This window comes from Acinetobacter chengduensis (assembly GCF_003664645.1).
In the GTDB taxonomy this organism is placed as follows: domain Bacteria; phylum Pseudomonadota; class Gammaproteobacteria; order Pseudomonadales; family Moraxellaceae; genus Acinetobacter; species Acinetobacter chengduensis.
In genome coordinates, this window is the sequence record NZ_RCHC01000008.1 from 1 (window position 1) to 26,241 (window position 26,241).

Genomic DNA, 26,241 nt, shown 5'->3' on the forward strand with positions numbered 1-26,241 from the left:
GGGGGGAAATTAGGGGAATAGCATAATTACGAAATTTATATGTAATTTTTGATGATTAAATCATCATTTTTAATATTAAAAGTCTGAGTAAGTACGATGATTTTGAATCAAATTGATCATTTAAACTACGTGCTATCTATGATTTAAATTAATTATTCGCTTAAGAATAAATCATTCTAAAAAGTTATGTTTTTTATAAAATAAAGTGATTAAAAAGTAAGCTGTTTTAGTGATCATTCAGTCGAAATATATTATAAAACTAGAATGTTTTAAGTAGAAATTACAGAATTATTAAAAAAAAGTGGGTATTGTTAAGGGCATATAAAGACAATTTATTTTAAAAGCTTTAACCAAGTTTTTTCTTTGAGTTAGTCTGTTTGTCATTTAGACGAGTATGCTCAAAAGGCATGCATCTAAATCAAACAACAAAAATTAGTTTTAAGGTCTTTTGATGCTAACGATATAACCACAATAAGTTGCATGTGAAAGGGCCTAGGGTTTAGGTGTTGTATGTCGGATAATCGTGAGAACTGGTCAGCGCGATCAGGATTTATTATTGCAGCTATTGGTTCTGCAGTTGGTTTAGGTAATATTTGGCGTTTTCCATACGTCGCGTATGAAAATGGTGGTGGGGCGTTTTTAGTTCCTTATTTAATTGCAATTTTTGCAGCAGGTTTGCCGTTATTATTTTTAGACTATGCGGTAGGTCATAAGTTTCGTAAAGCACCACCAACAGCGTATAAGAAGCTTATGAACGCTGAATCGTTGGGTTGGTGGCAAGTGATGGTGACATTGGTGATTGGTATTTACTATGCCAGTGTGTTGTCATGGGCCGGCAGTTATATGTTTTATTCATTTGGCCAAAAATGGGGAACGGATACACAAGCCTTTTTCTTTTCAACCTATTTACAAAATGGTGAAGGCTTAGCTTTAGGGTTTGTACCCACTTTGTTCTTTGGTTTAGTTGCTGTTTGGGCCGTGGTGATGTTTATCCTATATGGTGGCGTGCGTCGTGGTGTTGAATTAGCAAATAAAATCTTTATGCCATTGTTGGTGATTCTGTTTACTATTTTGGTGATTCAAGCGGTACGTTTGCCAGGTGCAACAGATGGTTTAAATGCATTTTTTACCCCAAACTGGGAAGCAATGACCAATTATAAAGTTTGGTTGGCTGCTTTTGGTCATATTTTCTTTTCATTGTCAGTGGGCTTCGGCATCATGTTGACATACGCTTCATATTTGAAGAAGAAAACCAATTTAACTGGTTCAGGTTTAGTTGTTGCTTTAGCAAACTCTTCATTTGAAATTTTAGCGGGTATTGGTGTATTTGCTGCTCTTGGCTTTATGGCACATAGTGCGGGTGCAAGTGTACAAGATGTCGTATCTGGCGGTATTGGTTTAGCATTTATTGCGTTCCCTAAAATTATTTCAAGTATGGGTGCGGGCGGGGACTTATTTGGTTTCTTGTTCTTTGCGTCATTGGTTGTTGCGGGCATTACTTCTATGGTGAGTATCTTAGAAGTGCCTATTGCATCTTTCCAAGATAAACTGGCTTGGTCCCGTAAAAAGTCTGTAACGATTATTGCAGGCGGTTCAGCAATTATCTCGACGCTTATTTTCTCAACGCATAGTGCAATCACATTTGTAGATATCATTGATTACTTTGCCAATAACATTGGTATTGTTGGTGGTGGTTTATTATCGATTATTTTAGTTTCTTGGTTCCGTCGCCCACTGTTGAAGCAATTGCAGGCTCATGTGAATGAATACTCAAGTATTAAATTGGGTATGGGCTGGAATTTTTTAGTTACAGTAATTACACCATTATCTTTATTGGTTGCACTTGTATTGACCTTTAAGTCAATTGTGTTGGAAGGTTATGGTGGTTATGCATCGCACATCTTATGGATTGTGGGTGGCGGTACGATGGCATTTTTAATTCTTGGTGCAATCTTATTAGGTTGTTTCAAAGACAAAGGACTTGAGGAGAAATGATATGAATACATACGCAATGATGATGATGATCATTTCTATAGTACTTCTTTGGGGTGGATTGATTTTAGCGACAGTACACCTTGTGAAGCATCCAGACGAAGAAGACGATTGAGTCAATGCATTAAAAAAAAGGAATCCTTTGGGATTCCTTTTTTATTACTTATTTTTTATAGGACTTTTAAATCTAATTTAAATCGATAAACGTAGAAGGATCTAGTTGTATATAAAGAAAGTGATATCAATTGATTTAAATTAATACCTTATTCATGCGGTAATTCATGTGAAAATATAAAAACAGAATTTAGCTACTTTTAATAATGATTGCGACTGTAATTTATTTACAAGTGTATAGAATATATTATTGAATAATAACTAAACATATAATTAATAAATATTAAACTAATTTACAAAAAACTATAGAAATGCAAACTAAGTCTCGAAAAAACTTTATTAGTTAACAAAATGATGTAAGAATAAACAAAATATAAACATTAATTGGTTCAATACGATGAAGCAAAAAGCCAATAAATCGTTATTTAATTGTGTGGCAATTAGCATGATTTGTGGATTAACAAGCACAACTTTTGCAAATGAAAATCCACTCAAAGCACAAATGACGGTTTATCAAATTGTAGATCAACCCAAACATCTTAAAAAAGAGTTGAAGCAGACAGATCAGGTGAAGCCAGAAAGTCTGCTTGAATATCAAGTGAGTTATTTAAATACCTCTGCGAACAGCTTAAAAAGTTTAAAGCTAAATCTGCCAATCCCTTCACATGTGAATTACACAGGGACATCTGTGCCTAAAAATACTTATGCATCGATAGATGGTCAGAATTTTGCTAAAGCACCTCTTACACGTGTTGTGAATGGCAAAAAAGTACTTGTGCCTTTCAATGAATATCGTGTTTTGCAGTGGCAAGTCGATGAATTAAAACCTAAACAAACGATTTCAGTCGCTGCACAAGTCCGTGTAAACGCTAATTAATTTTTGCATCACAACAATCACTTTTGTGGATTTCTTATGAAACTTGATTTTAAATTAAGTACGGTAGCAGCATCTTTGGCTGTTATCGGCGGGGTAGCTTTGGCTAGCAGTCAATTAATGGCAGCAACACCACTGGCGGGAACCAATATTAGTAACATTGCAACAGCTTCTTATGTGGATAATACCAATACGCCACGTACAGTAACATCGAACGAAGTCACCACAGCAGTTGCCCAAGTCGGTAGTTTTACTTTGGTGAATGATCGTTCCGCAACGACTACACCAAGTGGTAAAGTGGAAATGCACCACGTTTTGACCAACACGGGTAACGGTACAGATACATTTACACTGCAATTAAATAATAAGAGTGGTGGTACATTTGATTTTGAATCAGGTAAATTTGCAGTTTATCTAGATAAAAATCTTGATGGTGTACCTGATGATGCTGTGAATTTAGCAACGGCGAATACGGCTGTTGAGTTAAAATCAGGTGAAAGTGCTGGTTTAATTGTAGTTGCTACGACGCCAAATACTGCGACTGCGGGTCAAATGGATCAATTAGAGTTAGTGGCGACAGCTACTCAGCAGACACTCTATGTTTCGGGTCAAGGTACGAAATCAAATACGGATACTGTAACGATTACGGCAGGTGCGGTTGTCAGCTTAACTAAGGCTGCGAGTATCAATAGTGCTAAAGTGGGCGATGAAATTGAATATACTTTAACGTTCAAAAATACAGGTAATGCAACAGCAACGAATGTTGCTATTTTCGATATTTTACCAACTAATGTCACTTATGTTACTAATTCAGCACGCTATAGTGGTTCAACAGTTGCATTAACTGATATTGAAACTGATACTGATAATTATCAGTTCAATTTAGCTAAAAAGACACTGTTATTAAACATTCCTGAGCTAGCGGCAAATAAAACTGCAACCTTGAAATTTAAAGTAATCGTAAACGATACTCAGCTGAATACTGTTGATAACACAGCATACGTAGACCCAAATGGTAAGCCAAGTGATCCAAGTGATCCAACGAAGCCGAATGTGCCTTTAGAGATTGGTGATGCAGTACCACCAACAACATCAACGCCTGACGGCCCACAACCATCAAACGAATCTAAAGTTCCTGTGGTTTCTGTGCATAAAGGTGCAATTAACGACACCTCGACATCAGCCTTCACAGATAGTGAAACACCTGCGGGCAGTGGTGATGACGAAATTGTATTATCCGGTCAAAAAGACGGTGTACCAATTGTGTTTGGTGGATCGACGACAGCGGATGGCAATAAGATCGTTGTACATAACAGCGGTAATAGCGTCGATACCTATAACTTAACAGTTGATCGGGATGCATTGGCTCATTTTGCAGGGACAGATAAATTACCAGAAGGTACTCTGATTACGATTTTAAAATCAGATGGTGCAACGCCAATTACAGATACGAATGGCGATAAGCATTACGATACTGGTCCAATTCAACCTGGACAACATGCTGAATTTGTTATCCGTGTGACTTTACCAAATGGTTCAACGCATACAGTGGGTTACTCTTTCCTTGTAAACAGTACATCTATCGCAACCAGCACTGTAGATACGTTAAAACTTGCGACTGGTCCCATTACTGCGAATAGTGTTGACTTAGTCAACAAGGAAACAGGTGATCCTGAGAAAGGTACGGGTACGGGTACAAATACTCCAGTTCAAGATAAAACCACACCGCCAGGCACACCGATTACATACGATGCAACCATCAAAAATAATGGTAATGTTCCTGATAACTATGTCATCACAGTACCAAATGTGCCTACAGACTGGAAAGTTGAAATCTTTGAAAAAGATTCATCAGGCAACTGTACAACCACTAAAGCAACCAACTCAGGTAACATTCAAAATGGTAGTGAAAAAAGTTTCTGTGTGACCATCACGCCACCGCCAGGTACGCCAGCAGGAACAGAAAAAGACATTAAGGTAGAGATTAAATCACCATCAACTGGTACATCTGACTTTATTGTTTATCAAGTCGAAGTGGCGGAGCAACGTGGTTTAACATTTACCCCAGATCGTCAAGGTCAGGTTGCACCAGGCGGTACAGTTGAGTATGTACATACTTTAACCAACACTGGTAACGTTGTTGAAGGTGCTGCTGCAGTAAAAGCTGATGCTGCTAAAACTGGTTATGAATATGACCTACAGTTAGAGTGGACTTCAACGATGACTGATGTAAATACATCGATCTATGTTGACTTAAACGGTAATGGTCAAGCAGATACCAGTGAGCTGATTACGGGTACTACTCCAGCAGCTTTAAATGCTTCATTGAAGACATTACTTGAAACATCTGGTGGTACTACGCCAGCTGATAAGGGCTTATCTCCAAATGAATCGATTCAGATCATTGTTAAAGTTCAAACACCAGCCACTGCAACAGCAGGTGAAAAAGATACAACGATTTTAACCTTCACTCCAACAGGTACAGGTGCACCAGGAGCTGTATCGATTACAGACTTAACTACCATTAACTTGGGTCAAGTTCGTTTGTCTAAAACACAAGCATTGGCAACAGCTTGCGGTACAGTACCTGCGAATACAGCTTTTGTAACATCAAATATTAAAGCGAAACCAGGTGAGTGTGTTTATTACCGTGTGACTGCAGTCAATGATGGTAATCAAAATGCAACGGCTGTAAAAATCTCGGATATGGTGCCAAGTTATACAACTTATGTTGCTAACTCGATTAAACCAACGACAGGTACAACCGAACCAACAACAACAAGTAAGGAAGTTCGTTACGATGTTGGTACGTTAACACCAGCAGCAACAGCAACATTAGAATTTGCTGTAAAAGTAGACCAATAATTGTAGTTAACCGCCTCTTTTAGGAGGGGCGGTTTCTTTTTGCTTTTTTTGTGGGTTGGGGTCCTATGTCTGTTAAAACGTCAACTTCTTTGACTATTGATGCTTTGTCATGTTCGGCATTTGCGTCTGCTTTGTTGTTTGCGCAACAAAGTACTGCTGCAATGCCAATGGCTGGAGAGACTATTCAGAATATTGCTTATGCTTCATATGAGATAAGTGATGCAAATGGTGCGCAACATTTACAGACGACCCAATCTAATCCTGTCAATGTCATGGTGCGTGAGCACTATGCACTTGACTTGTTACCTGATACAGTCAAGCAAGTTGAAGCTGGCTCTAAAGTTATTTGGCTAAATGAGCTGAATAATTTAAGTAATACACCTGCATGGATTGATTTTTTAACTGATCCAAATGTGGGTTTATCCAATATTAAAATTTATCTGGATGCCAACCAAGATGGCATTTTTGATAGCACAGATACTTTGGTTCAAAATGGATTACAACTTGATCCAAACCAAGCTGTGTATTTATGGGTAGTTGCAGATACATCACACCAACTTGCTGATCAAAGTGAAATTGGTGTACCTATTACAGCATTTATTCGTGAACAACCTGAAATACGTGATCAGGTTGAAGATCGTGTACAAGTCATTCAACCCAAATTAAAAATTGAAAAAGCTGTAGACCAAGCCGTTTTACAAGATACACGCCAATCACAGATTTTAAATTACACTTTAACTGTATCAAATACTGCGAATTTAGCTGTTGCACCCACACAGGTTAATGTCGATGGGCAAATGCAATCATGGGTGATTGTTGAAGATCCAATTCCAGCAAATACAACATTTGAACATTTACAGGTGAAAGAACAGCACTTAGATGTTGAGATATTACATCGCATTGCTGAAGGTCAATATTCAAAATATTTACCAGATGATAAAACAAAAATTGGCTATGCTGTTGTGGCATATAAAAGACCATTTGCCGCACAGCAGAAAAGTCAAATTCAACTGACGGTAAAAACTAATCCAAGGTTGAGTTATACGACATTAAAAAATGAAGCTTATGTGCTTCACCAAGTAGGCAATCAAGATAAGAAAACCACCTCGAATGAGGTCGAAACACAAGTTGTAGCACCAGCCACGATTGATAGCACAACTGGGGATTTTGCACATTCTTTACAGACAGGCCGTGTGAATGAGCCACTATATATTCAAACGAATGCTGCCATTTGTAATGCAAATCGCTCTGTGAGCGATCAGGTTAAAGTTCAGGTGACGTCTAAGCTAACGGGTGATGTTGTCTATGTGAATGCGACGGAAACGGGGGAAAATACAGGTGTTTTCCAGTTTGATTTGCCAACAGAAGAAAATTCACAGAAAAATTTAGTTGATCAAATTTTACAAACCTTAAAGCGTGACCAGGTCAATATTCAGCTGACTGATTGTTTGGATGAACGTGGTCAAAGTACCCTGAAAATTGACAATATTCAAACCGATGTTTTGATTGACCCATACGGTATAGTATTTGATGCACAGACAGGAAAACCTGTAGCAGGTGCGACGGTCACTTTGGTCGATGAGTTTGATCGCCCTGTTGCAGACAATGTAGCATTTGAACTTGATCGAGTGACAGGTGAATTAAAATCGATTTCTGCCAAACAAGTAACCAATGAAAATGGTGAGTTTGTTTATCCACTGGTAAAAACAGGTAGTTATAAGTTGATCGTGGATACTTCAACAATCCCTGGTCAAGAATATAGCTTTGTAAGTAATCAGGTCATTTACCCCATTAGCTCATTTAATGGTAAAGAGGTTCATGCCGAATGGTCATATGGCGGAAAATTTACCTTAACGAGTGATAGTCCTGCATTAAATATTGATATTCCGATTGATCCAAAAGCTTCAAGTAAAACAGGTTTAGTTGTTCAGAAAACAGCGCGAGATCAAAGTGTAGAATTAGGTGATTTTACTAATTACACCATTACAGTCACTAACCAAGGCAGTATTGAAGCACCAAACGTTCAGCTACAAGATACTTTGCCACGTGGTTTTAGTTATGTACCGAATACCACACGAGTAGATGGTAAAAAAGTCGCTGACCCTCTAGGGGGGAAAGGGCCTTATTTAACTTTAGGTCTGGGTAGCTTAGCTGCAAATACAGCGAAGAAAATTGAATATCGTGTTCAAATTGGCCCAAATGCATTAAATGGCGACGGGATTAACCGTGCACGTGCTGTAGATGGTCGTGGCGAAAGTTCAAATGAAGCACAGGCAAAAGTTAAAGTTCGTCCAGGGATATTTAGCTCAGAAGCATTTATTGTTGGTAAGGTATATACCGACTGTAATCGTAATGGCATGCAGGATGCAGGGGAGCTTGGTGTTCCTGGTGTACGTATCTTTATGGAAGATGGCACTTATGTGGTGACTGACCGTGAAGGTAAATACGACTTTTATGGTGTTTCACCAAAAACACATGTCCTAAAAGTCGATCGCACCACAGTACCTGCGGGAGCTGAAATGGTGATTCAATCGAATCGTCATGCTGGTGATCCTGAAAGCCGTTTTGTTGATACCAAGCGCGGTGAATTGCATCGTGCAGACTTTGCGATTGCAGATCATGCTGAGGTATGTTCAGCACCGTTAATTGAGAAAATTGAAAAGCGCCGTGCACAGATCAATCAAGATAATTTTAATCTAGAAAAAGCAATTAATCAGCAACTCTCTATTGATCGCCCAAGTTATACAACAACTAGTACACGTTCAGAAACGACCAGTGGCTGTCGCTCTGAGAATGGGCAAGATTGTTTATTAGGTCGTTATGATGATAAAGAAAAAACTAAATCTGGTCAGTTAAATATTGCATCGACTGAACCTAAAAAACTTGAAAAATTAGAAAGTTTATTAGGGCGTAGCGATGATAATCAGCTACGTATTTTGAATTTAAATGATGGGCAAGTCATGGCGGTCAACCAAACGACCGTACAAATTCAAGGTGCAGCAGGTGCAGAACAACGTATTTATGTAAATGACCAGCTTGTTTCTGATAAGCAAATTGGTCAACGCTCTGTAATGGCGGAGCAACGTAAACAAGGTTTAGAATTTATTGGTGTTGGTTTGAATGTGGGTAAAAACTACATTCGTGCAGAACAGCTCGATTTTATGGGCAATGTTCGTGAAACTGCATCAGTGAATGTTGTTGTTCCCGATCAAATTGACAAGATTACATTAAGCCAGCAGAAAGCAACAGCCATGGCCAATGGTAGTGACCGTATTTATGTCACATTGAAGCTACTTGATAAACATGGCGTAAAAATTTCGACGCGCACCCCAATCACTTTAGAAAGTGATATTGGTATTATTGATTTGCCAGATCTTAATCCAAAGGAAAAAGGTATTCAGCAATTCATTGAAGGCGGTGAGTTGTTGATTCCGATCTTGGCGCCCAATACGCCAGGACTCGGGTCTCTACGCGTACAATCTGGCATTGTTAAGAGTGAAATTGAACTACAATTCATTGCTGATTTACGTCCATTAATTGCTGTGGGTTTAATTGAGGGTTCAATCAACTTTAGCAATTTTGATGGTAATAAATTACATAGTGTGACTCGTGATGATGGTTTCGAAGATGAATTAAGAGAAATTGGAGACTTAGGTGGTGATACAACACTGAATGGTCGTGCCGCAATGTATTTGAAGGGTAAGGTCAAAGGCGATTATTTACTGACCCTTGCTTATGATTCAGATAAAAGCTCGAAACAGCGATTGTTCCGTGATATTCAGCCTGATGAATATTATCCAGTTTATGGCGACGCTTCGGCCAAAGGCTTTGATGCACAGTCTACAAGTAAGCTCTATGTACGCTTAGACAAAGGTCGTTCTTATGCAATGTACGGGGATTATATTACTCGTACAGAGCGTGATGAAGGGCTTGCATTAGGTCAATATAACCGTTCATTGACGGGTGTTAAAGTTGGGTATGAGTCTGATAAATTCCGAATGGCTGCCTTTGGAGCACAAACTAAATCACGTCAAGTGGTTACGGAAAATCGTGCTTTAGGTATTACTGGTCCGTATAGCTTAGGTTCAATTTCAAATGATCTCATTTTAGAAAATAGTGAAAAAGTAGAAGTATTAACTCGAGATCGAGATAATCCAGGTCTTATTATTGAGAAAAAAGTACTCACCCGTTTTGTTGACTATGAAATTGATACTTATAGCAATAGCGTCTATTTGAAAGAAGCGGTTGCCAGTGTCGATCTTAATTTCAACCCGAACTATATTCGGATTACTGTTGAAGCAGAAGAAGTCGGTCAAGAGTACGAAGTCGCAGGTCTGAGCTTCGGCTATGCAGTGAAGAGTAATCTCAAACTCGGGGGCTCTTTTGTACAAAGTAATGATCCTCTAAACAAAGAACAAATTATTAGTGCGAATGCTGTCTTAAAACTTGGACAATACGGCAAACTTGTTGCAGAGATTGCTCAATCTGAAAATACCAATCAGGTTGCAGATCAAGTGACTCAAATTGGTCAAGCGATTGATGCCAATGAGAAAGACGGGGTTGCAGCACGGATCGAATTTGATTATTCATTAGGTACACAAAATTTACGTGCATATCATCAACAAGCCGATGAGGGTTTCCAAAATGATGCTGCAACGATCAGTGCTGGACGGGTTGAAAGTGGAATTAAGCTGAGCCAAAACATTGCGAAAGTGGGTATGGCACGTTTAGAAGCGATTCGTACTGAAGATCAACAAAATCAAGGTGTAAGAACAGGCTTATCTGCAAGTTTAGAACGCAATTTATTTAAAGTACTGAGTGCGGAAGTTGGCTTACGTTTTTATGATGAAACGGTTGAAGGAGCAACAGCAGCGACAGAACATTTAAATGCCTATAACGGAACAACAGGTCGTGTAAAACTCAGCTCACAATTGCCATGGAAAGGTGCAAGTGTGTTTACAGAGTATGAGCAGGATTTATCTAATTCAGATAAGCAAGTTGCAACAGTCGGCGGGCGTGTACAGGCAGCTTCAAATCTTGAAGTTTATGTACATCATCAGCTGATCTCTGCCCTCGACGGTTTGTATTCGTTAAATACAACAGAGCAGACGAACAGCACTGTTGTTGGTTTGAACAGCAACTATATGCAAGATGCTTCTGTATTTAGTGAATATCGAGTTGCGGATGGTATGAGTAACCGTGAAGCAGAAGCTGCGATTGGTTTGAAAAATCGTTGGCAGATACAACCGAAAGTCTATGTGAATACGAGCTTTGAGAAAGTGGAGACTTTATCTGCTAAAGCTGAAAATAATAGTGATTCTACGGCTGCAAGCATTGGTTTTGAGTATTTAGCAAATGAACAATGGAAAGCCGTTACTCGTATAGAAGGGCGCCATTCAAACGATTCAGAAAGCTTAATTCACATGATAGCTTATGCTAATAAATGGTCAGATGATTTGACTTTCTTAACCAAGAATACGGTTAACTTTATAGATAATAAGCAACCAAATCAGGGAAATCACTTACGTAACCGTTTCCAATTAGGTTTAGCATGGCGTGATTTTGACCAAAATCAACTTGATATTTTATCTAAAGTTGAACATTTTTATGAAGATAATCGGACTAACCTAGAGTCCGCATTCAAGCGTGAGTCTTATGTCTTTTCAACGCATGCAAACTATCATCCTAATCGTCAACTGACACTGTCAGGTCAGTATGCCACGAAATGGTCAATTCTTGATGAAGATCAAGTGAAAAGTGAAGCATTGACTCAGCTTTTAAGTAATCGTGTGTTGTATGACATTAATGAGCGTTGGGATATGGGCTTGCAAACTGGTGTCATGTGGGGCAATAACGGCGCTGGTGCACGTTATTTAGCTGGTGTTGAATTGGGTTATTTGGCTGCAACTAACTTATGGGTTTCAGCAGGTTACAACTTTTTGGGCTATCAGGATGATGAGCTGGCAAATACGTCTTCTACTGGAGAAGGGGCATATTTGAGATTCCGCTTCAAATTTGATGAAGATCTGTTTGGACGCGGTTCATCGAGAAAGAACTTTTCTTTAGAGCCAGGTGAGGGCCGTTAAGCATGAGATTGCCGATATTATTTTTAGCAGGCTGCCTCATCAGCGGTGGCGCTACTTATGCAGGCGTAGCATCTAAGCCTTCTTTGGAGAGGATCAATGTATTAAGTGCGCAAATAGTGCCCTATACAGCGAAGGATCCGCTAAACCGTTACCATGCTTATAAAGCAAAAATGTGGCTCAGCTATGCGCTGAATCAGTCTTCTGAAGAAGGTTGGACCTCAGCAGGCCAAGAAGCGCTGGAACAAGCACAGCACATAGCGGATCAGCTGGCTACTGTGCAGAAGCTAGACTTGACTACGCCAGTTTTAAGTGTTTCTCAGGTGATGCGCCGTGACTTGTGGCTACAGGCAGAGTATTTAAAACAGCAGGGCGCAATTCAGAAAGCGCCGGAAAGTCTGGCTCATGCTGAAGTCATGCTGGTGTGGGCTGCAGCTGAATACTGTGAATTAGGTTGGCGCCATGCTAATGCACATTTTAAAGCTGCAGAGCAGGCTTTGCATGAGGCTTCTGAGCGGTCGGGCATTTACCGTGTTGCTGGAAGCGCGGATGTAAAAGATCTCCCAAGTTTGCACCAGCTCAACGGCAAAGGTTGCAATGGTGTAAATGCTACGCTATGGCCTCTGCTGAAGAAACAGCCTCAGGCTGAAACAGCAGTTCCTATGGCAGTACATAACATTGTTCATTTTGCCTTAGACAGTGCACAGCTGAGCTTTGAAAGTCAAAAAATACTGGATCAGTTAAGCGCGTTGCTACATGCCCATCCGCAGATTGAGGTATTGCTTTCAGGCTATACCGACCCGCGTGCCAATATGCAATATAATCTTGCGCTGGCGGAGCGCCGTATCCGATCAGTAAAAGATTATTTGCTTGCGCGCCATATTGATACTGGACGCATGAGTGAAGCTGTTAAAGGTGCTCAGGATTTTGTACAGGATCAGAATTCTCAGATCGCCCATGCAAAAAGCAGAAGAGTGGTCTTGGAGCTGAGCAATACAGGAGAGTTGAATATTCAGCTCGAACCGCAAGCTACAGATTTGCAAATTGAAAACCGAAATTAAAGACTTAAAGTGAACTAAATTTATGAAAAAGCCGTTTTTACGTCATATTTTGGCATCTACTTTAATTTTAATTCCTTCAATTTCGGAGGCGGCGACGATTGCGGATAAGAATGCAAAAGTTGGTATTCAGCGTAGCTTTGTTAACTTGGATTTCAGTTCTCCTCGGCTTCCATTATTAAATCAGCAGGTTAATCAAAACTTGGTTCCAGGGTGGTTAACTACGCATCGTGATATGGGTGGAACTCAAGGCCGTATTATTGAAATTTGGAAAGGTGCCGGGCACTCTACTGCAGGAGGGCTGCCTAATGCTGCGGACGATCAATATGCAGAACTGAATGCCGAAGAGGAGTCAGCTTTATATCAAAAGGTTTGCCTCTTTGGCGGAGAAAGTTTTGATTGGTCATTAAAGCACGCTGCTCGCGAAAAAAACGTGACAGAAAAAATGGAGTTTTTTGTAGGAACTGTAGCTGATGGTGTGGGCGGAACTGCTACATATAGCACAAAATCATTGCAGCTCATTACGGAAAGTTCTGTTACGAGAAATCAAACTGGAAGATGGGTTACAAGATCGGGTAAGTCGACCTTAGATAAAACGAAGATTTCAGAGGCTGGAGGTGTTTATGCTTTTATTTTTAAAGCAAAAAACGGCGGTACATTGGGAAACTTTTTAGATAATATTGTTCTTAAATTGAAGCCAGCAGTTGAATTCAGCGCTGCGGACGGCGAGTTTATTGAAAACAGTACAGAAATCCAGCCCATCCCTTTTAAAATTGTAGGACAAATTACATCTGAAGCGGATATGCCCACTTTAAATTTTAAAGTTGCATATTCTGAAGGCACGGCTTTGAAGAAAAGAGCTGTATATGGGGTTGACTATACAATCTATAAACGTTCGGGAAATGAGTATATTGAGCTGACATCTGCGACAGATGGATTGGAAATTGACAAAGCAACCAATAATATTAAATTTAATTATTTACCATCCTATATGAGTGGCCTTGATTATTTCCAAGGTGTTGAAATTAATGGATTGGCGATTAAGCTGAAAGATAATTTTGCTGCGGATGGAGATAAAATTCTTCCATTCGCTTTTAATCTAGATGCGAACAGCAAAGCAATTACAACATCTTTATCCAGTTGTAGTACAGTGGCTGCATTGCAGGAATTTCAGCTTTCAATTGCTGATAATGATATTGATTTAGCAATTAATAAAGAGCTCGTTGAAAAATTTCCTGCTTCTGGAAGCAAAGTCAGCTATAACATTGGGATCGAAAATAAAACGGAAGGTAGTGCGCGTGATGTTGTATTAAAAGACAGTTTATTTTCCGGCTTAATAAAAGACACAGATCTAAAATTGACGTGCAGTGAAGTGGATAATGGCGGCAATAAGGCATCTTGCCCAGTATTGGCCACAGATGCTGCCACACAGCTGTTTTCCGCTACGGGCCTGAATATTGGAAAAATTCCAGGCAAATCAAAATTGAAATTCACAGTATCCGGATTAAAAGTTGACCCGAATGCTAAAGCTGATGCAAATGCCAGCAATTATACTGAATACAATCCATCAAAAGATTATGCAGGCTATATTGCAAACTATGCGGAAGTTTCTACGAGCTCTAATGATATTGATGCTGAAAATAATAAATTTACAGCAGAAAACCGTATTATCGCTGCCAGTGATTTATCAAACAATAAACCGGGCGCTGCTCAGAAAGAAACAGGTACAGGACTGTTTTATATTGCTCAAGAAGGGCGTAACGGTGCTACAGCACTCTTAACAAAAACGGCTGATACAGAAGGAAAAGTCTATTTTCCTCTAAATATACAAAACAGTAGCATGTATGCGCAAAACTATAAGCTGTACGCATCCAGCACAGCAATTAACACAGCATCTGCTGAAGATTATACAGCTTTAGACACATCAAGCATCAGCTCATTTGTCACTGGCGTTCAGGTTAAGTTTTATCCTGTGATTGACAGTGAATGTAAGGCTGGCTTATCCAGTTCAGATATCAGTCAAATGAATGTACCTGCGAACAGTACAGTGCAGGTTTGTGCAGAAATTACATCAACATCTGCTGAAGCTACGAATATTCCGGTGTGGTTTGCTATTGAATCTGCAGAAACAGGCCTTGGCGATATTATTAAAAACAGCATTATGTATTCAGGTCTGTCAGTGCGGAATCTGATTTTAGTAAATGATCAACAGGCGCAAGTCCAGATCGGTGGTAGCTATGTATTTGCGCACCGTCTAACCAATAATGGCTCAATTCCTGAAACAGGCATCCAGTTTGCACTTAATCCGCTGACGCCTAAAGATGGCTTTGCGTATACTTTATTTATTGATACAAACAGCAATGGCGTTTTGGACAGCAGTGATGTTCAAGTCAAGGATACAGATACATCCAGTATTGCGTCAGGAGAGTATTTGGCGTTGCTGGTCAAAGTGCAGGCGCCAGCAACTGCAACCAATGGCATGAGAAGCCAGGTTGAGCTAAAAGCTGTTCCTATTGAAACAGTGAAAGATATTTCTCTGCTACCTTTAATCAACACAGATACCATTACAGTCGGCATCAATCAGATTTCACTGCAAAAGATGCAGTTCAAGCAGGCTGAATGCATCAATATGACAGCAGACCAAATTGTTAAAGCAGCGTATCAAATCAGCAGTCAAACGATTGGCCGAGGCGACTGTATTGTGTACCGGATTATGGTGAGCAATATTGGTGCTGAAACCATTAAAGCGATTGATGTAAATGATATGTATCCGGCATATACTTTCCCTTGGAGCTCAAATAAAATGCTTCCAATGACGGATTCGAATGATGTAGTGACTGAACAAAATCAGCAAATAAAGACAGTCATTAAAGAGCTGAAGCCGAATGAACAAAAGAGTTTGTATTTCGGCATTAAACTGCAGTAAATAAAAAGGTGGCTATGGCCACCTTTTTTATGATCTAAATCGGCTTATGCTGTCTTTTGGATCAAGCAATAATAAAAACCATCACCTTTACCTTGCTGAGGTAACAGTTGACGACCATGTATTTGTTCAATTCCCCAATCCGCATCAATTTTAATTTCTTGCGCATCTTCATGCGTCGCAAAAAAATCAACCATCTGCTGTTCATTCTCTACTTTCAAAATCGAGCATGTGATGTAGAGCAAGTGGCCACCAGCTTTAACTTGCTGCCACATGTGTTGCAAAATTTCTTTTTGGAGTGCAACAGTTTGAGCAATGTCACTCGATTGACGTAATAAACGAATGTCTGGATGACGACGCATTACACCAATAGCCGAACATGGTGCATCGAGCACGATACAATCGACGGGTTCAGGTGCAGTCCAGCTGGTTGCATCGGCAGTTAAAATTTCAACATCTGCGTGCTGTGTCAGTTGAAGACGCTCTAGGTTTTCAGAAACACGTAATAAGCGTTTTGAATCTTGATCAATGGCATATAACTTTTTCAGGTCAAAGCGTTCAAGTAAATGTGCTGTTTTTCCACCGGGTGCTGCACATGCATCCACAACCACTTTGCCATCTAAGTTTGGCAAAATTTGTGCGCAAAGCTGAGCATGTTCATCTTGTACAGAAAAACCACCATCTTCAAAGCCTGGAAGATTTGGAATTTGAACAGCTTGTTCGAGCACGATCCCAACGTCTGAAAGTTCACATGTGCGGGCTGCAATATTGTGTTCGGTTAAAATGTCTAAGAAGTCACCACGGCTCACTGCACTGTCGTTCACACGTAGCGTAAGTGGGGCAATTTGTTTTAAATCCCAACATAATTTTTCAAGGGTTTCTTCGCCCCAGTCTTTTTTCAAGCGTTTAAATAACCAACTTGGTAGACCATGTGCATGAGCGAGCTGTTCTTGAAAATGTATTGTTTCACGTGAAACACGGCGTAGAACGGCATTCACCAAACCACTCAGTGGGCCATAGCCCAATTGTTTTACGGCTTCAACAGTTTCAGAAATCACCCCATGCGGTGCAAGACGTGTACAAAGTAATTGGTAGATACCTACATACATGCATGTTTCGACCGTTTCATTGTTATCTGATTTGGTCAGTAACGGTAAAGTAATACTTTTTAAGCTATACCACTGGCGCAGTGAACCAAGTACTAATTCATGAAAAAGCGCACGGTCACGATCCGCGACTTTTTGTAAATGAATAGGGAGCACGCTTGCAAGAGATTGACCTTGATGTACGGCCAAGAGCGTACGAATAACTTGAGCGCGTAAATTAAGGTGGGAAGTTCCCGGTTGTGGCTGACTCATGGGAGAATTTGTCCTACCTGAAGTTTTTGAGTTTGGTTAATTTGAGCGGGATTAAGGGCTTTACCCCCTGGCCATTGCAGGCTGGTTAGACAAATCGCTTGTTCATTACCGCAAGCGACGTGTACACCTTGTTTATCTAAGCTTAAAATGGTGCCAGCAACTTTGCCTGAAGCATCTACACCTGAAAGCATAGAACCCCAAACCCGTAAGTTATTGGTTTCATCTAATTTAATAAATGCAACAGGCCATGGGTTGAAGGCACGAATATTACGGTCTATTTGTACCGCGGTTTCAGACCAATGAATCTGTGCTTCTGCTTTAGAGAGTTTATGTGCATAAACTGTCAAAGCTTCGTCTTGGACTTCTCGTTCAGCCAAATACTGTTGCAGGCTTTGCTCTGATTTTAAGACCTGAACAGTAGCTTCAGCACCTTGTTGTGCCAATTTATCATGCAAAGTTGCAGAGGTATCTGTGGCTTCAATTGGGCAGAGGGTTTTAAGCATCATATCGCCCGTATCTAAACCTGCTGCCATTTTCATAATGGTCACACCTGTTTCGGCATCACCTGTACTAATCGCACGTTGAATTGGGGCGGCACCACGCCAGCGTGGAAGCAATGAACCATGAATATTAAGGCAACCATATTTTGGCATGTCTAAAACGGCTTGAGGAAGAATCAGTCCATAAGCCGCAACGACCATTACATCGGCATTCAGTGCCTGTAATTCTGTTTGGGCTGCCAAGCCTTCTTCAGTCGAAGATTTAAAATGCAAAGGTTGATATACAGGAATGCTATGTTCCAGTGCTAACTGTTTGACTGGCGAAGCTGTCAGCTTTTGACCGCGTCCGGCTTTACGGTCAGGTTGTGTGTATACCGCAACAATTTCATGTTCTGTTTTTAATAATGCGTCCAAAGCTACGGCCGCAAATTCGGGCGTGCCTGCAAAGATGATTTTCAACGTGAACACGCTCAAAAAATGAAGTGAACTCTATTATACCAAACTCGAAATTTATAGTTCTGATTAATCTATATGTGTAAAAATCATGTTACACATAACATTAACTATAAAAGGCTTTTGGGAAACTTGGTCTGTGTACAACGCAAAAACACAATGTACAGAAACCTATAAATTTACCCAACCTTCAACTGTAGCGTATAGCGCAAAGCAGAAAAAAATGAATGGTGAATTTGCTGTGATTCGCACACAAGATCCAAAGCAACTGGATGTTTTTGCAATGAATGTAGTATCAGACAATAAAAAAGCTGGCTGTGGTGGCCAAGTCGTGGATTATAGCAATGCTCAAATCCGCTTGGGGCTGAAATGGATTTCTGCACATACAGCAGAATTATGTACAGACCTCGAAGCTAAACAATGTTTAGGCTTATATTTGATTAAGCAAAAATAAGTTGACGATCATCTAATCTGCTCTTTTGGGTTAAAATTAAATGAACTAAAAAAAGCATACTGAGGAATGCTTTTTTTTGTGCCATTGGCTGGGTTATATATAAATAAAACTCATGCAAATTGTAAAAATTATTCATGAAAGTTTTGTATTTAATCATTCATGATAGCGTTATAGTAGTTTTTAGATAGAAATTTATTGTGCCTGCATCCAAGCTGATATAGACATATCTAGGCGGTCACACGCATTTTCCGCTACTTTGCATAACAGTAGCTTATTTTATGATATGTTTAAAATTAAACTGTTTTCATGCTCACAATCATAAAGATTTCGCCAGAGTAAATGCGGTCATTTACTCAAGCACAAACATAGTTGGAATAACACCATGCCTGATTATCGTTCAAAAACATCGACACACGGAAGAAACATGGCGGGTGCGCGTGGCTTATGGCGCGCAACTGGTATGAAAGACGAAGACTTTGGCAAGCCAATTATTGCGGTTGTTAACTCATTCACGCAATTTGTACCAGGCCATGTTCATCTCAAAGACTTAGGTCAACTTGTAGCGCGCCAAATTGAACAGGCAGGCGGTGTAGCCAAAGAATTTAACACTATCGCAGTGGATGATGGTATTGCGATGGGTCATGACGGCATGCTGTATTCATTGCCTTCACGTGACCTGATTGCAGACTCTGTTGAGTACATGGTCAATGCACACTGTGCAGACGCAATGGTGTGTATTTCGAACTGTGACAAAATTACCCCAGGGATGCTTATGGCATCTATGCGCTTGAACATTCCAGTAGTGTTTGTGTCTGGCGGTCCAATGGAAGCGGGTAAAGTTAAAATTCGTGGCAATGAACATGCCATTGACCTTGTAGATGCCATGATTGTGGCAGCAGACGACAGCTTTACGGATGAAGAAGTTAAAGCTTATGAGCGTTCTGCATGTCCAACTTGTGGTTCATGTTCAGGTATGTTTACTGCAAACTCAATGAACTGCTTAACAGAAGCACTTGGTTTATCTTTACCGGGCAATGGTTCTACACTTGCAACACATGCGAACCGTAAAAAACTATTTGAAAAAGCAGGTCAGTTAATTGTAGAGATTACTAAACGTCACTACGAACAAAATGACTATAGCTTGTTACCACGTAACATTGCGACAAAAGCGTCGTATGAAAATGCTATGACTTTGGATATCGCAATGGGTGGTTCAACTAACACCGTATTGCATTTACTTGCAGCCGCACACGAAGCAGAAGTCGATTTTACAATGGACGATATTGATCGTTTATCACGTAAAGTGCCTGTGTTATGTAAAGTTGCGCCGGCGAAGCAAGATGTTCACATGGAAGATGTACACCGTGCAGGTGGCATCATGTCGATTCTGGGTGAATTAGACCGTGCGGGCTTATTGGATACGTCTGTGGGTACAGTACACGAAGCAACCTTAAAAGATGCTTTGGACAAATGGGATATCATCCGTACTGAAGATGAAGATGTTTATAACTTCTTTAAATCTGCACCGGGTGGTGTACCAACGCAAACTGCATTCTCACAAGACCGCTATTACTCACGTTTAGACGGTGATCGTGAAACTGGCGTAATCCGTAATGCTGAACATGCGTTCTCTAAAGATGGTGGCTTGGCTGTACTTTACGGCAACATCGCGCTAGATGGCTGTATTGTTAAAACGGCGGGTGTAGATGAATCAATTTTGAAATTCAACGGTACTGCACGTGTATTTGAAAGCCAAGATGCTGCTGTCGAAGCAATCTTGGGCGGTAAAATTGTGGCAGGCGATGTTGTAGTGATTCGTTACGAAGGTCCACGTGGTGGTCCAGGCATGCAAGAAATGCTTTATCCAACCAGCTATTTAAAATCGAAAGGTTTAGGTAAGGACTGCGCATTAATTACCGATGGTCGTTTCTCGGGCGGTTCTTCAGGCTTGTCTATTGGCCACATTTCACCAGAAGCTGCTGAAGGCGGTGCGATTGCACTGGTTGAAGACGGCGACCGTATTGAAATTGATATTCCAAACCGTACGATTCACTTGGCGGTAGACGATGCGACCATGGCGCTTCGTCATACACAACAAGAACAAAAAGGTTGGAAGCCTGCGGAAGAACGTCCGCGTAAAATTTCAAAAGCACTCAAAGCTTATGCAATGCATACGACTAGTGCGGCCAAAGGCGCGGTACGAGAGATCTAATCTTGAGTTAAGCCTATAAAAAAGCACGCGAAATATGCGTGCTTTTTTATGTCTGCGTTTCGGGTTAAGCCCCTTATGCAGGCAATTTTACAAGTAGGTATATGAAGCTTGAACTGATAAACTAGTTGGGAAATGATCAACGGCTAATTTGATTAATGTTGCTCGCCACCTGCGTGGCATTGAACATTGTGACTTGAGTTGCTATAAGTTTGGCTGAGGGTTATAAACTAATTTCATATTCCCATGTTGGGAGATAAAACTGTGCGATATCATGACTATCGCATTGCTTTGTTTATTGAGGCTTAAATTCATGTCACTGTTACGCCGTTGGTTTGATCCAATCCGATCGGGATGGTTTTACAATAAACCCTCACGTCAAGCGGTGTTGTCCACAGAGCAAGGTTTAAGCGTCTATTTACGTTTAGATGATGTCTACAGTTATTTAACCGCGCAGCAATTGCCTCAGTTGGAAGACATTTTAAGTGATGAGCTGAAACCACTCAAAGTGATTATTTCCAATCGTTCAGCAGAAGCACCCAATCACATGTCGGAAGCTGAATGGCAAAATTATTGTTTAAACGATGCCAAGATTTTATCAAAACAGCACCGTTTTAGTTTTCACGAAACACCAGAACAACCCAAACCAGAAGCCTTATTACAGGCTGAAACCATCTTAAAAAATACACCCTTACGTGGCCAAGATTTTCTATATTTATTAGAAGATGTGTTTCACATGCTGTGGCAAAAACAACATGGCAAATTACGTACTTTATATGCCATGGCCAGTAAGCACCACCGCGCACAAAATTTTGAAGAACGTATTTTTAATGACACGCCTGTATTGGCCAGTTATTTTGAATTTGGGGAACGTAAATATCATGCAGTCGATGATTTATTACGGCTAACCCGTCGTTTACGTCAGCAAAAACTCCTGACTGATAATCCTATTTTTTTAATTAATCATATTGAGTGGCGCGAACATCTCATTAGTGATGCTGAAGAACTTAATGAAATTCAAGCGTTAGATCCAGAGCTCGATTTATATATTGCCTTAGAAGACCCAATTTCGTGGTTGCTGCTGGCTTATATCAAAGAAGAACTGGCAGACTTTTATAATATTCACCTCAATATTTATCCACTCAGTTACCACGGCCGTGATTTGTTTGATTGGAGTTTAGCAACACGCTTGTCCAAGCGAACAGGGGTAAGTTTTACGCCGTTTTGTCGTCCAGATCAGCAGGCGACGGTACAGATGGCAAATATGTACTACAGTGTGCCTGAAGAACAGCGCATTGATGCTATGTATAAAATTTTGCATGCGGTATGGTGTAAAGGCAAGGATTTATCCTTCAAAGCACATTTTCAACAATTACAACAAGAACTCGAGCTGACGACATTAACTACGGAAGATGTAACTAGCAAATTATCTGAGAATGATATGCTCTGTGAAATGAAATCACAGCCAGATTTCCCAGTACTTGAGCTCAGAATTGATGGGCAAAGTTATGTATTTAATAGCTTATATCGCGTATGGATGATTGAAAGTATTTTCAGTAATGTGTTAGAAGAGAAGTATAAAAGTGAAAACATTGCTGAGAATGAGTTAAGGAAGAATGAAGAAAGATAAGGTTGAAAATTTGGAACAGGCACGTGCTCAAATCGATGTGATTGATCATGCTTTGATTGAGCTTATTTCAGCCCGTCAGTTTTATGTCGATCAAGCGGTCCGATTTAAACGTACAACGCACGATGTACAATCTCCTGAGCGTGTGGAAGACGTAATCAAGAAAGTCCGTGGCGCGGCGCAAGATCAGGGTGTAGACCCAAATTTAGTTGAGCATATTTATCGCGAAATGATTCATCATTTTATTCAGCGCGAGTTAAAGGAATTACGTCCATAATTGGTAGGTCATATTGTAGTGAAAAATCAAATTTTTACTGCAATTTTGGATAGTTTGCAGATAAGCCTATATATTTCATTTAATATTCACTTTAAAAATGGGATAATGCATGCCTTATGTCCATGACTAAAGTCAGTTTTTATTGCCTATGGATTGCCCATTTCAATATAGTAAGCTCGTGAATGAGCTTGAAAACTATCAAGTTGCCATTGATGCGCATTCAATTGTTGCGATTACAGATACTCAGGGTGTCATTACCCATGTAAATCAGAAATTCTGTGATATTTCTAAATATTCACGTGATGAATTGCTGGGTTCTACCCACAAAATTATTAATTCAGGTTGTCACCCGCGTAGCTTCTTTAAGCAAATGTGGAGCACGATTGCACAAGGCAACATCTGGAATGGTGAAATCTGCAATCGCAATAAACAAGGTGAACTGTATTGGGTAGACACGACAATCGTTCCATTTAAAGATCGGCACGGTGTTTTGCAACAGTACATTGCGATTCGAACGGATATTACCCAGCTCAAACAATCAGAAGATCATGCCCGCTATATGGCTTTGCATGACGAGTTAACCAATCTACCTAATCGACGTTATATGCAAGATTATATGAAGCAAGTGATTGCTTCTAATCGGAGCAAAGGCGCGTATAGCGCGATGATCATGTTGGATTTGGATAACTTTAAAAATATTAATGACACGCTTGGGCATAGTGTGGGGGATAACCTACTGAAGATGGTGGCGGCACGTCTGCTATTGAATACACCACAGCCTAATCCGATTATTCGTTTAGGTGGCGATGAGTTTTTGGTGATCTTGTCGAATTTGTCGATGCAATATGAAGAAGCGCATGACGCGGTATTGCAGGTGGCCAATAAGCTCAAAGCAGAATTAAATAAACCCTATTTTTTAAATGAGAAAAGTGTTCATACCACGGCCAGTAGTGGCGTATTTATTTTTAAAGACTTTAATTTATCTGAAAATGCATTTCTAAAATACGCCGATATGGCGCTGTATCATGCCAAAGGCAGTGGTAAAAATTGTATTGCAGTTTTTGATCCTTTAATTGAAGAAAGCATTGTATCGAAAGCAAAATTAATTAATGACTTACGTCGTGCATTACAAAATGACGAATTTGAACTGTACTATCAACGAATCGTCAATGATTCCGAACAGATCATTGGTTATGAAGCATTAATTCGTTGGCAACATCCTGAGAAAGGCTTGGTTTTACCTGGGCATTTTATGGCTGAGATTGAAAAATCCAGCATGATTCATGAAGTGGGGAAACGAGTTCTTAGCATGGCCTGCCAGCAGTTAAAAGTCTGGCGGGATAGACCTAGATGTGCGGATTGGACAATTTCAGTCAATATTAGTGTTGGGCAGTTTAGGGCCAACAATTTTGATCAAGACGTGATTCAGTTGGTGCACAGCTTTGGTATTTGCCCAAGCCGTTTACGTTTAGAGCTGACCGAGAGTATGTTCTATACAGATATGGACAGCTCAATTGAGAAAATGCATCGTTTAATTGAAGCTGGTTTTAACTTTTCTATGGATGACTTTGGAACCGGCTATTCATCGTTAAACTATCTGAGAATGTTGCCTTTACGGCAGCTGAAAATTGACCGCGCCTTCGTTGAGCATATTACAGATAACCCACGTGATTTAGCGATTGTAAAAACCATTATTGCCTTAGCGGCTGCACTTGAGTTAAACGTAGTGGCTGAGGGGGTGGAAACGCAAGCGCAGTTCCAATTACTCAAAGACAATGGATGCACGGCATTCCAAGGTTATTACTTTGGTCATCCTGAAGCCTTGTAGATCGGCTTTAAGTTAGATCTTTAAGCACTTTGAGCATGTTGTATGCTGTTTAATAAGTGCATTATTGGCATAAAAAAAGCAGCCATTTGGCTGCTTAAAATACTATTTTTTCAATTATTTAGATTTATCTGCAAGGCTAAAGAACCAGTTGAGAATGAGTGCTGCAAAAGTTGCAGTGCCAATCCCACCAAGGTTAAAGCTACCAAATTGCAAAGCAAAGTCACCTGTACCTAAAATAATGGTCACTGCGGCAACCATTAGATTTTTATTTTGTGAAAAGTCGACTTTATTTTCAATCCAAATTTTGGCACCAGCAATGGTAATTAAACCAAATACCACAATAGATGCACCAGTTAAAATCGCACTTGGAATGGTATGAATAATCGCGCCAAATTTAGGTGATAGGCCTAAAAAGATAGCAAACACACCGGCAATCACAAAAATAATAGTGGAATAGACACGTGTAACCGCCATAACACCAATATTTTCACCATAAGTGGTCATACCTGGGCCACCGACACCACCAGACAAAGTCGTTGCAACACCATCGGCAACAAAAGCTTTACCAATATGTGGATCGAGGTTTTCACCTGTCATTGCGCTCACTGCTTTAATATGACCTAAGTTCTCTGCCACTAAAATTAAGGCAATAGGTGCAATAATCAGCATGGCGTTAACATTAAATTCTGGTGAGTGGAACTGAGGAATACCAAACCAAGCCGCTTGTTGAATGGGCGTAAAGTTAATTGGCGTACCATATCCCATGATGTTGGATACGATAAAATAGATGAAATAAGCGGATAGTAGGCCAACTAAAAGTAATAAGCGTTGTAATAGGCCTTTGGTGAACACGGCAATAGAACCCATGCAAAGCACAGTAACCAATGACATCCACATATTAAAGTTATTGCCCATCACGCCTTTAACGGTTACTGGTGCAAGGTTCAGACCAATAATCATCACTACCGCACCTGTTACAACAGGAGGCATGAGTTTCTCAATCCAACGTGTCCCTGTTGCCATCACGATAAAACCAAAAATCGTATATAGCACACCACAGGCAATAATCCCGCCAGCCGCCATCGCAATATTGGCATTTGGTGCACCTGTACCTGAAGCAACGTAACCAGTTGCTGCAATCACCACCCCAATAAAGGCAAAGCTTGAACCTAAATAGCTCGGTACACGACCACCCGTCATAAAGAAAAACAGAACGGTACACAAACCAGACATCAGGATTGCGAGGTTTGGATCAAAACCCATTAAGAAAGGAGCGAGTACCGTTGCTCCAAACATTGCAAAGGCATGTTGTATGCCTAACACTACACTTTGTGCAGGGGGCAAATATTCGTTAGTGCCTACAGGACGTGCATCAATACTGTCTTCATACGGACGCCATTTGGGAAACCAACTGGACATAAAATGAGCACTCAAAAGATAAATTGTGCACATCATACGCTTCTTTTTTGCAAGATTTAATCACTGAGTCAAAAAAACGTTAAACCTAATGTACTGACTTTGCAATTGTTTTACCGCATGGTAAAAGTTTTTTAAGTTAAAACTAAAGTTAAATCAGGTATTAATCACGAATTATGTAAAGTGATATTGTTATAAATAAATCTTATT

Annotated in this window: 15 protein-coding genes; 12 read left to right on the top strand and 3 right to left on the bottom strand. The window is 40.1% G+C overall.

Features of this window, described 5'->3' with window-relative positions; genetic code table 11:
• Nucleotides 1–510: 510 nt before the first annotated feature.
• The 7 genes from D9K81_RS08510 to D9K81_RS08540 all read left to right on the top strand — a co-directional run bounded on the left by D9K81_RS08510 (nt 511) and on the right by D9K81_RS08540 (nt 15,912).
• Complete coding sequence (locus D9K81_RS08510) at nt 511–1,995, top strand: sodium-dependent transporter (RefSeq protein WP_120375482.1); 1,485 nt, start codon at nt 511–513, stop codon at nt 1,993–1,995.
• 1 nt (nt 1,996) lies between these two features.
• Nucleotides 1,997–2,107 (top strand): methionine/alanine import family NSS transporter small subunit, encoded by a 111-nt coding sequence (locus tag D9K81_RS08515; RefSeq protein ID WP_120375481.1) that lies wholly within the window; start codon nt 1,997–1,999, stop codon nt 2,105–2,107.
• 396 nt (nt 2,108–2,503) lie between these two features.
• On the top strand, nt 2,504–2,983 hold the full coding sequence (locus D9K81_RS08520) for a hypothetical protein (protein WP_120375480.1): 480 nt from the start codon (nt 2,504–2,506) through the stop codon (nt 2,981–2,983).
• A gap of 36 nt (nt 2,984–3,019) precedes the next feature.
• On the top strand, nt 3,020–5,845 hold the full coding sequence (locus D9K81_RS08525) for a DUF7619 domain-containing protein (protein ID WP_120375479.1): 2,826 nt from the start codon (nt 3,020–3,022) through the stop codon (nt 5,843–5,845).
• A gap of 65 nt (nt 5,846–5,910) precedes the next feature.
• The gene (locus D9K81_RS08530) at nt 5,911–11,931 is read left to right on the top strand and encodes an SdrD B-like domain-containing protein (protein WP_228199848.1); all 6,021 of its coding nucleotides are present in this window, start codon (nt 5,911–5,913) and stop codon (nt 11,929–11,931) included.
• 2 nt (nt 11,932–11,933) lie between these two features.
• Entirely contained in the window at nt 11,934–12,989 is a 1,056-nt protein-coding gene (locus D9K81_RS08535; RefSeq protein WP_120375478.1) for an OmpA family protein, read from the top strand.
• Between the two features lie 22 nt (nt 12,990–13,011).
• A complete protein-coding gene (locus D9K81_RS08540) occupies nt 13,012–15,912 on the top strand; it encodes a DUF11 domain-containing protein (RefSeq protein WP_120375477.1) in 2,901 nt (966 codons plus the stop codon).
• A gap of 44 nt (nt 15,913–15,956) precedes the next feature.
• Here the strand turns inward: D9K81_RS08540 and rsmB are convergent, their stop codons facing one another.
• Entirely contained in the window at nt 15,957–17,267 is a 1,311-nt protein-coding gene (gene rsmB, locus D9K81_RS08545; protein ID WP_120375476.1) for a 16S rRNA (cytosine(967)-C(5))-methyltransferase RsmB, read from the bottom strand.
• Nucleotides 17,264–18,226: a methionyl-tRNA formyltransferase gene (gene fmt / locus D9K81_RS08550; protein WP_120375475.1), complete on the bottom strand. Its 963-nt coding sequence runs from the start codon at nt 18,224–18,226 to the stop codon at nt 17,264–17,266. Before fmt ends, rsmB begins: the two co-directional genes overlap by 4 nt.
• Before the next feature lie 85 nt (nt 18,227–18,311).
• Between fmt and D9K81_RS08555 the strand changes: the two genes are divergently transcribed.
• From D9K81_RS08555 to D9K81_RS08575, 5 genes are all read left to right on the top strand, one after another.
• Nucleotides 18,312–18,674, top strand: coding sequence for a hypothetical protein (locus D9K81_RS08555; protein WP_235831036.1), 363 nt, complete (start codon nt 18,312–18,314; stop codon nt 18,672–18,674).
• A gap of 382 nt (nt 18,675–19,056) precedes the next feature.
• Nucleotides 19,057–20,886, top strand: coding sequence for a dihydroxy-acid dehydratase (gene ilvD, locus D9K81_RS08560; protein ID WP_120375474.1), 1,830 nt, complete (start codon nt 19,057–19,059; stop codon nt 20,884–20,886).
• A gap of 310 nt (nt 20,887–21,196) precedes the next feature.
• On the top strand, nt 21,197–22,513 hold the full coding sequence (locus tag D9K81_RS08565) for a hypothetical protein (protein WP_120375473.1): 1,317 nt from the start codon (nt 21,197–21,199) through the stop codon (nt 22,511–22,513).
• On the top strand, nt 22,500–22,787 hold the full coding sequence (locus tag D9K81_RS08570; RefSeq protein WP_120375472.1) for a chorismate mutase: 288 nt from the start codon (nt 22,500–22,502) through the stop codon (nt 22,785–22,787). The genes D9K81_RS08565 and D9K81_RS08570 overlap by 14 nt, the downstream gene beginning before the upstream one ends.
• 178 nt (nt 22,788–22,965) lie before the next feature.
• A complete protein-coding gene (locus D9K81_RS08575) occupies nt 22,966–24,615 on the top strand; it encodes a putative bifunctional diguanylate cyclase/phosphodiesterase (protein ID WP_228199846.1) in 1,650 nt (549 codons plus the stop codon).
• A 114-nt stretch (nt 24,616–24,729) separates the two neighbouring features.
• Here the strand turns inward: D9K81_RS08575 and D9K81_RS08580 are convergent, their stop codons facing one another.
• Nucleotides 24,730–26,034 (bottom strand): solute carrier family 23 protein, encoded by a 1,305-nt coding sequence (locus tag D9K81_RS08580; protein ID WP_120375491.1) that lies wholly within the window; start codon nt 26,032–26,034, stop codon nt 24,730–24,732.
• Between the last annotated feature and the right edge of the window lie 207 nt (nt 26,035–26,241).

Bases quoted from the DNA above. Each gene is read 5' to 3' on its own strand.
- D9K81_RS08555 (WP_235831036.1), top strand. From the start codon at position 18,312: ATGTTACACATAACATTAACTATAAAAGGCTTTTGGGAAACTTGGTCT.
- D9K81_RS08535 (WP_120375478.1), top strand. From the start codon at position 11,934: ATGAGATTGCCGATATTATTTTTAGCAGGCTGCCTCATCAGCGGTGGC.
- rsmB (WP_120375476.1), bottom strand. From the start codon at position 17,267: ATGAGTCAGCCACAACCGGGAACTTCCCACCTTAATTTACGCGCTCAA.
- D9K81_RS08510 (WP_120375482.1), top strand. From the start codon at position 511: ATGTCGGATAATCGTGAGAACTGGTCAGCGCGATCAGGATTTATTATT.
- D9K81_RS08525 (WP_120375479.1), top strand. From the start codon at position 3,020: ATGAAACTTGATTTTAAATTAAGTACGGTAGCAGCATCTTTGGCTGTT.
- D9K81_RS08580 (WP_120375491.1), bottom strand. From the start codon at position 26,034: ATGTCCAGTTGGTTTCCCAAATGGCGTCCGTATGAAGACAGTATTGAT.
- D9K81_RS08540 (WP_120375477.1), top strand. From the start codon at position 13,012: ATGAAAAAGCCGTTTTTACGTCATATTTTGGCATCTACTTTAATTTTA.
- D9K81_RS08570 (WP_120375472.1), top strand. From the start codon at position 22,500: ATGAAGAAAGATAAGGTTGAAAATTTGGAACAGGCACGTGCTCAAATC.
- D9K81_RS08530 (WP_228199848.1), top strand. From the start codon at position 5,911: ATGTCTGTTAAAACGTCAACTTCTTTGACTATTGATGCTTTGTCATGT.
- ilvD (WP_120375474.1), top strand. From the start codon at position 19,057: ATGCCTGATTATCGTTCAAAAACATCGACACACGGAAGAAACATGGCG.
- D9K81_RS08520 (WP_120375480.1), top strand. From the start codon at position 2,504: ATGAAGCAAAAAGCCAATAAATCGTTATTTAATTGTGTGGCAATTAGC.
- D9K81_RS08515 (WP_120375481.1), top strand. From the start codon at position 1,997: ATGAATACATACGCAATGATGATGATGATCATTTCTATAGTACTTCTT.
- D9K81_RS08565 (WP_120375473.1), top strand. From the start codon at position 21,197: ATGTCACTGTTACGCCGTTGGTTTGATCCAATCCGATCGGGATGGTTT.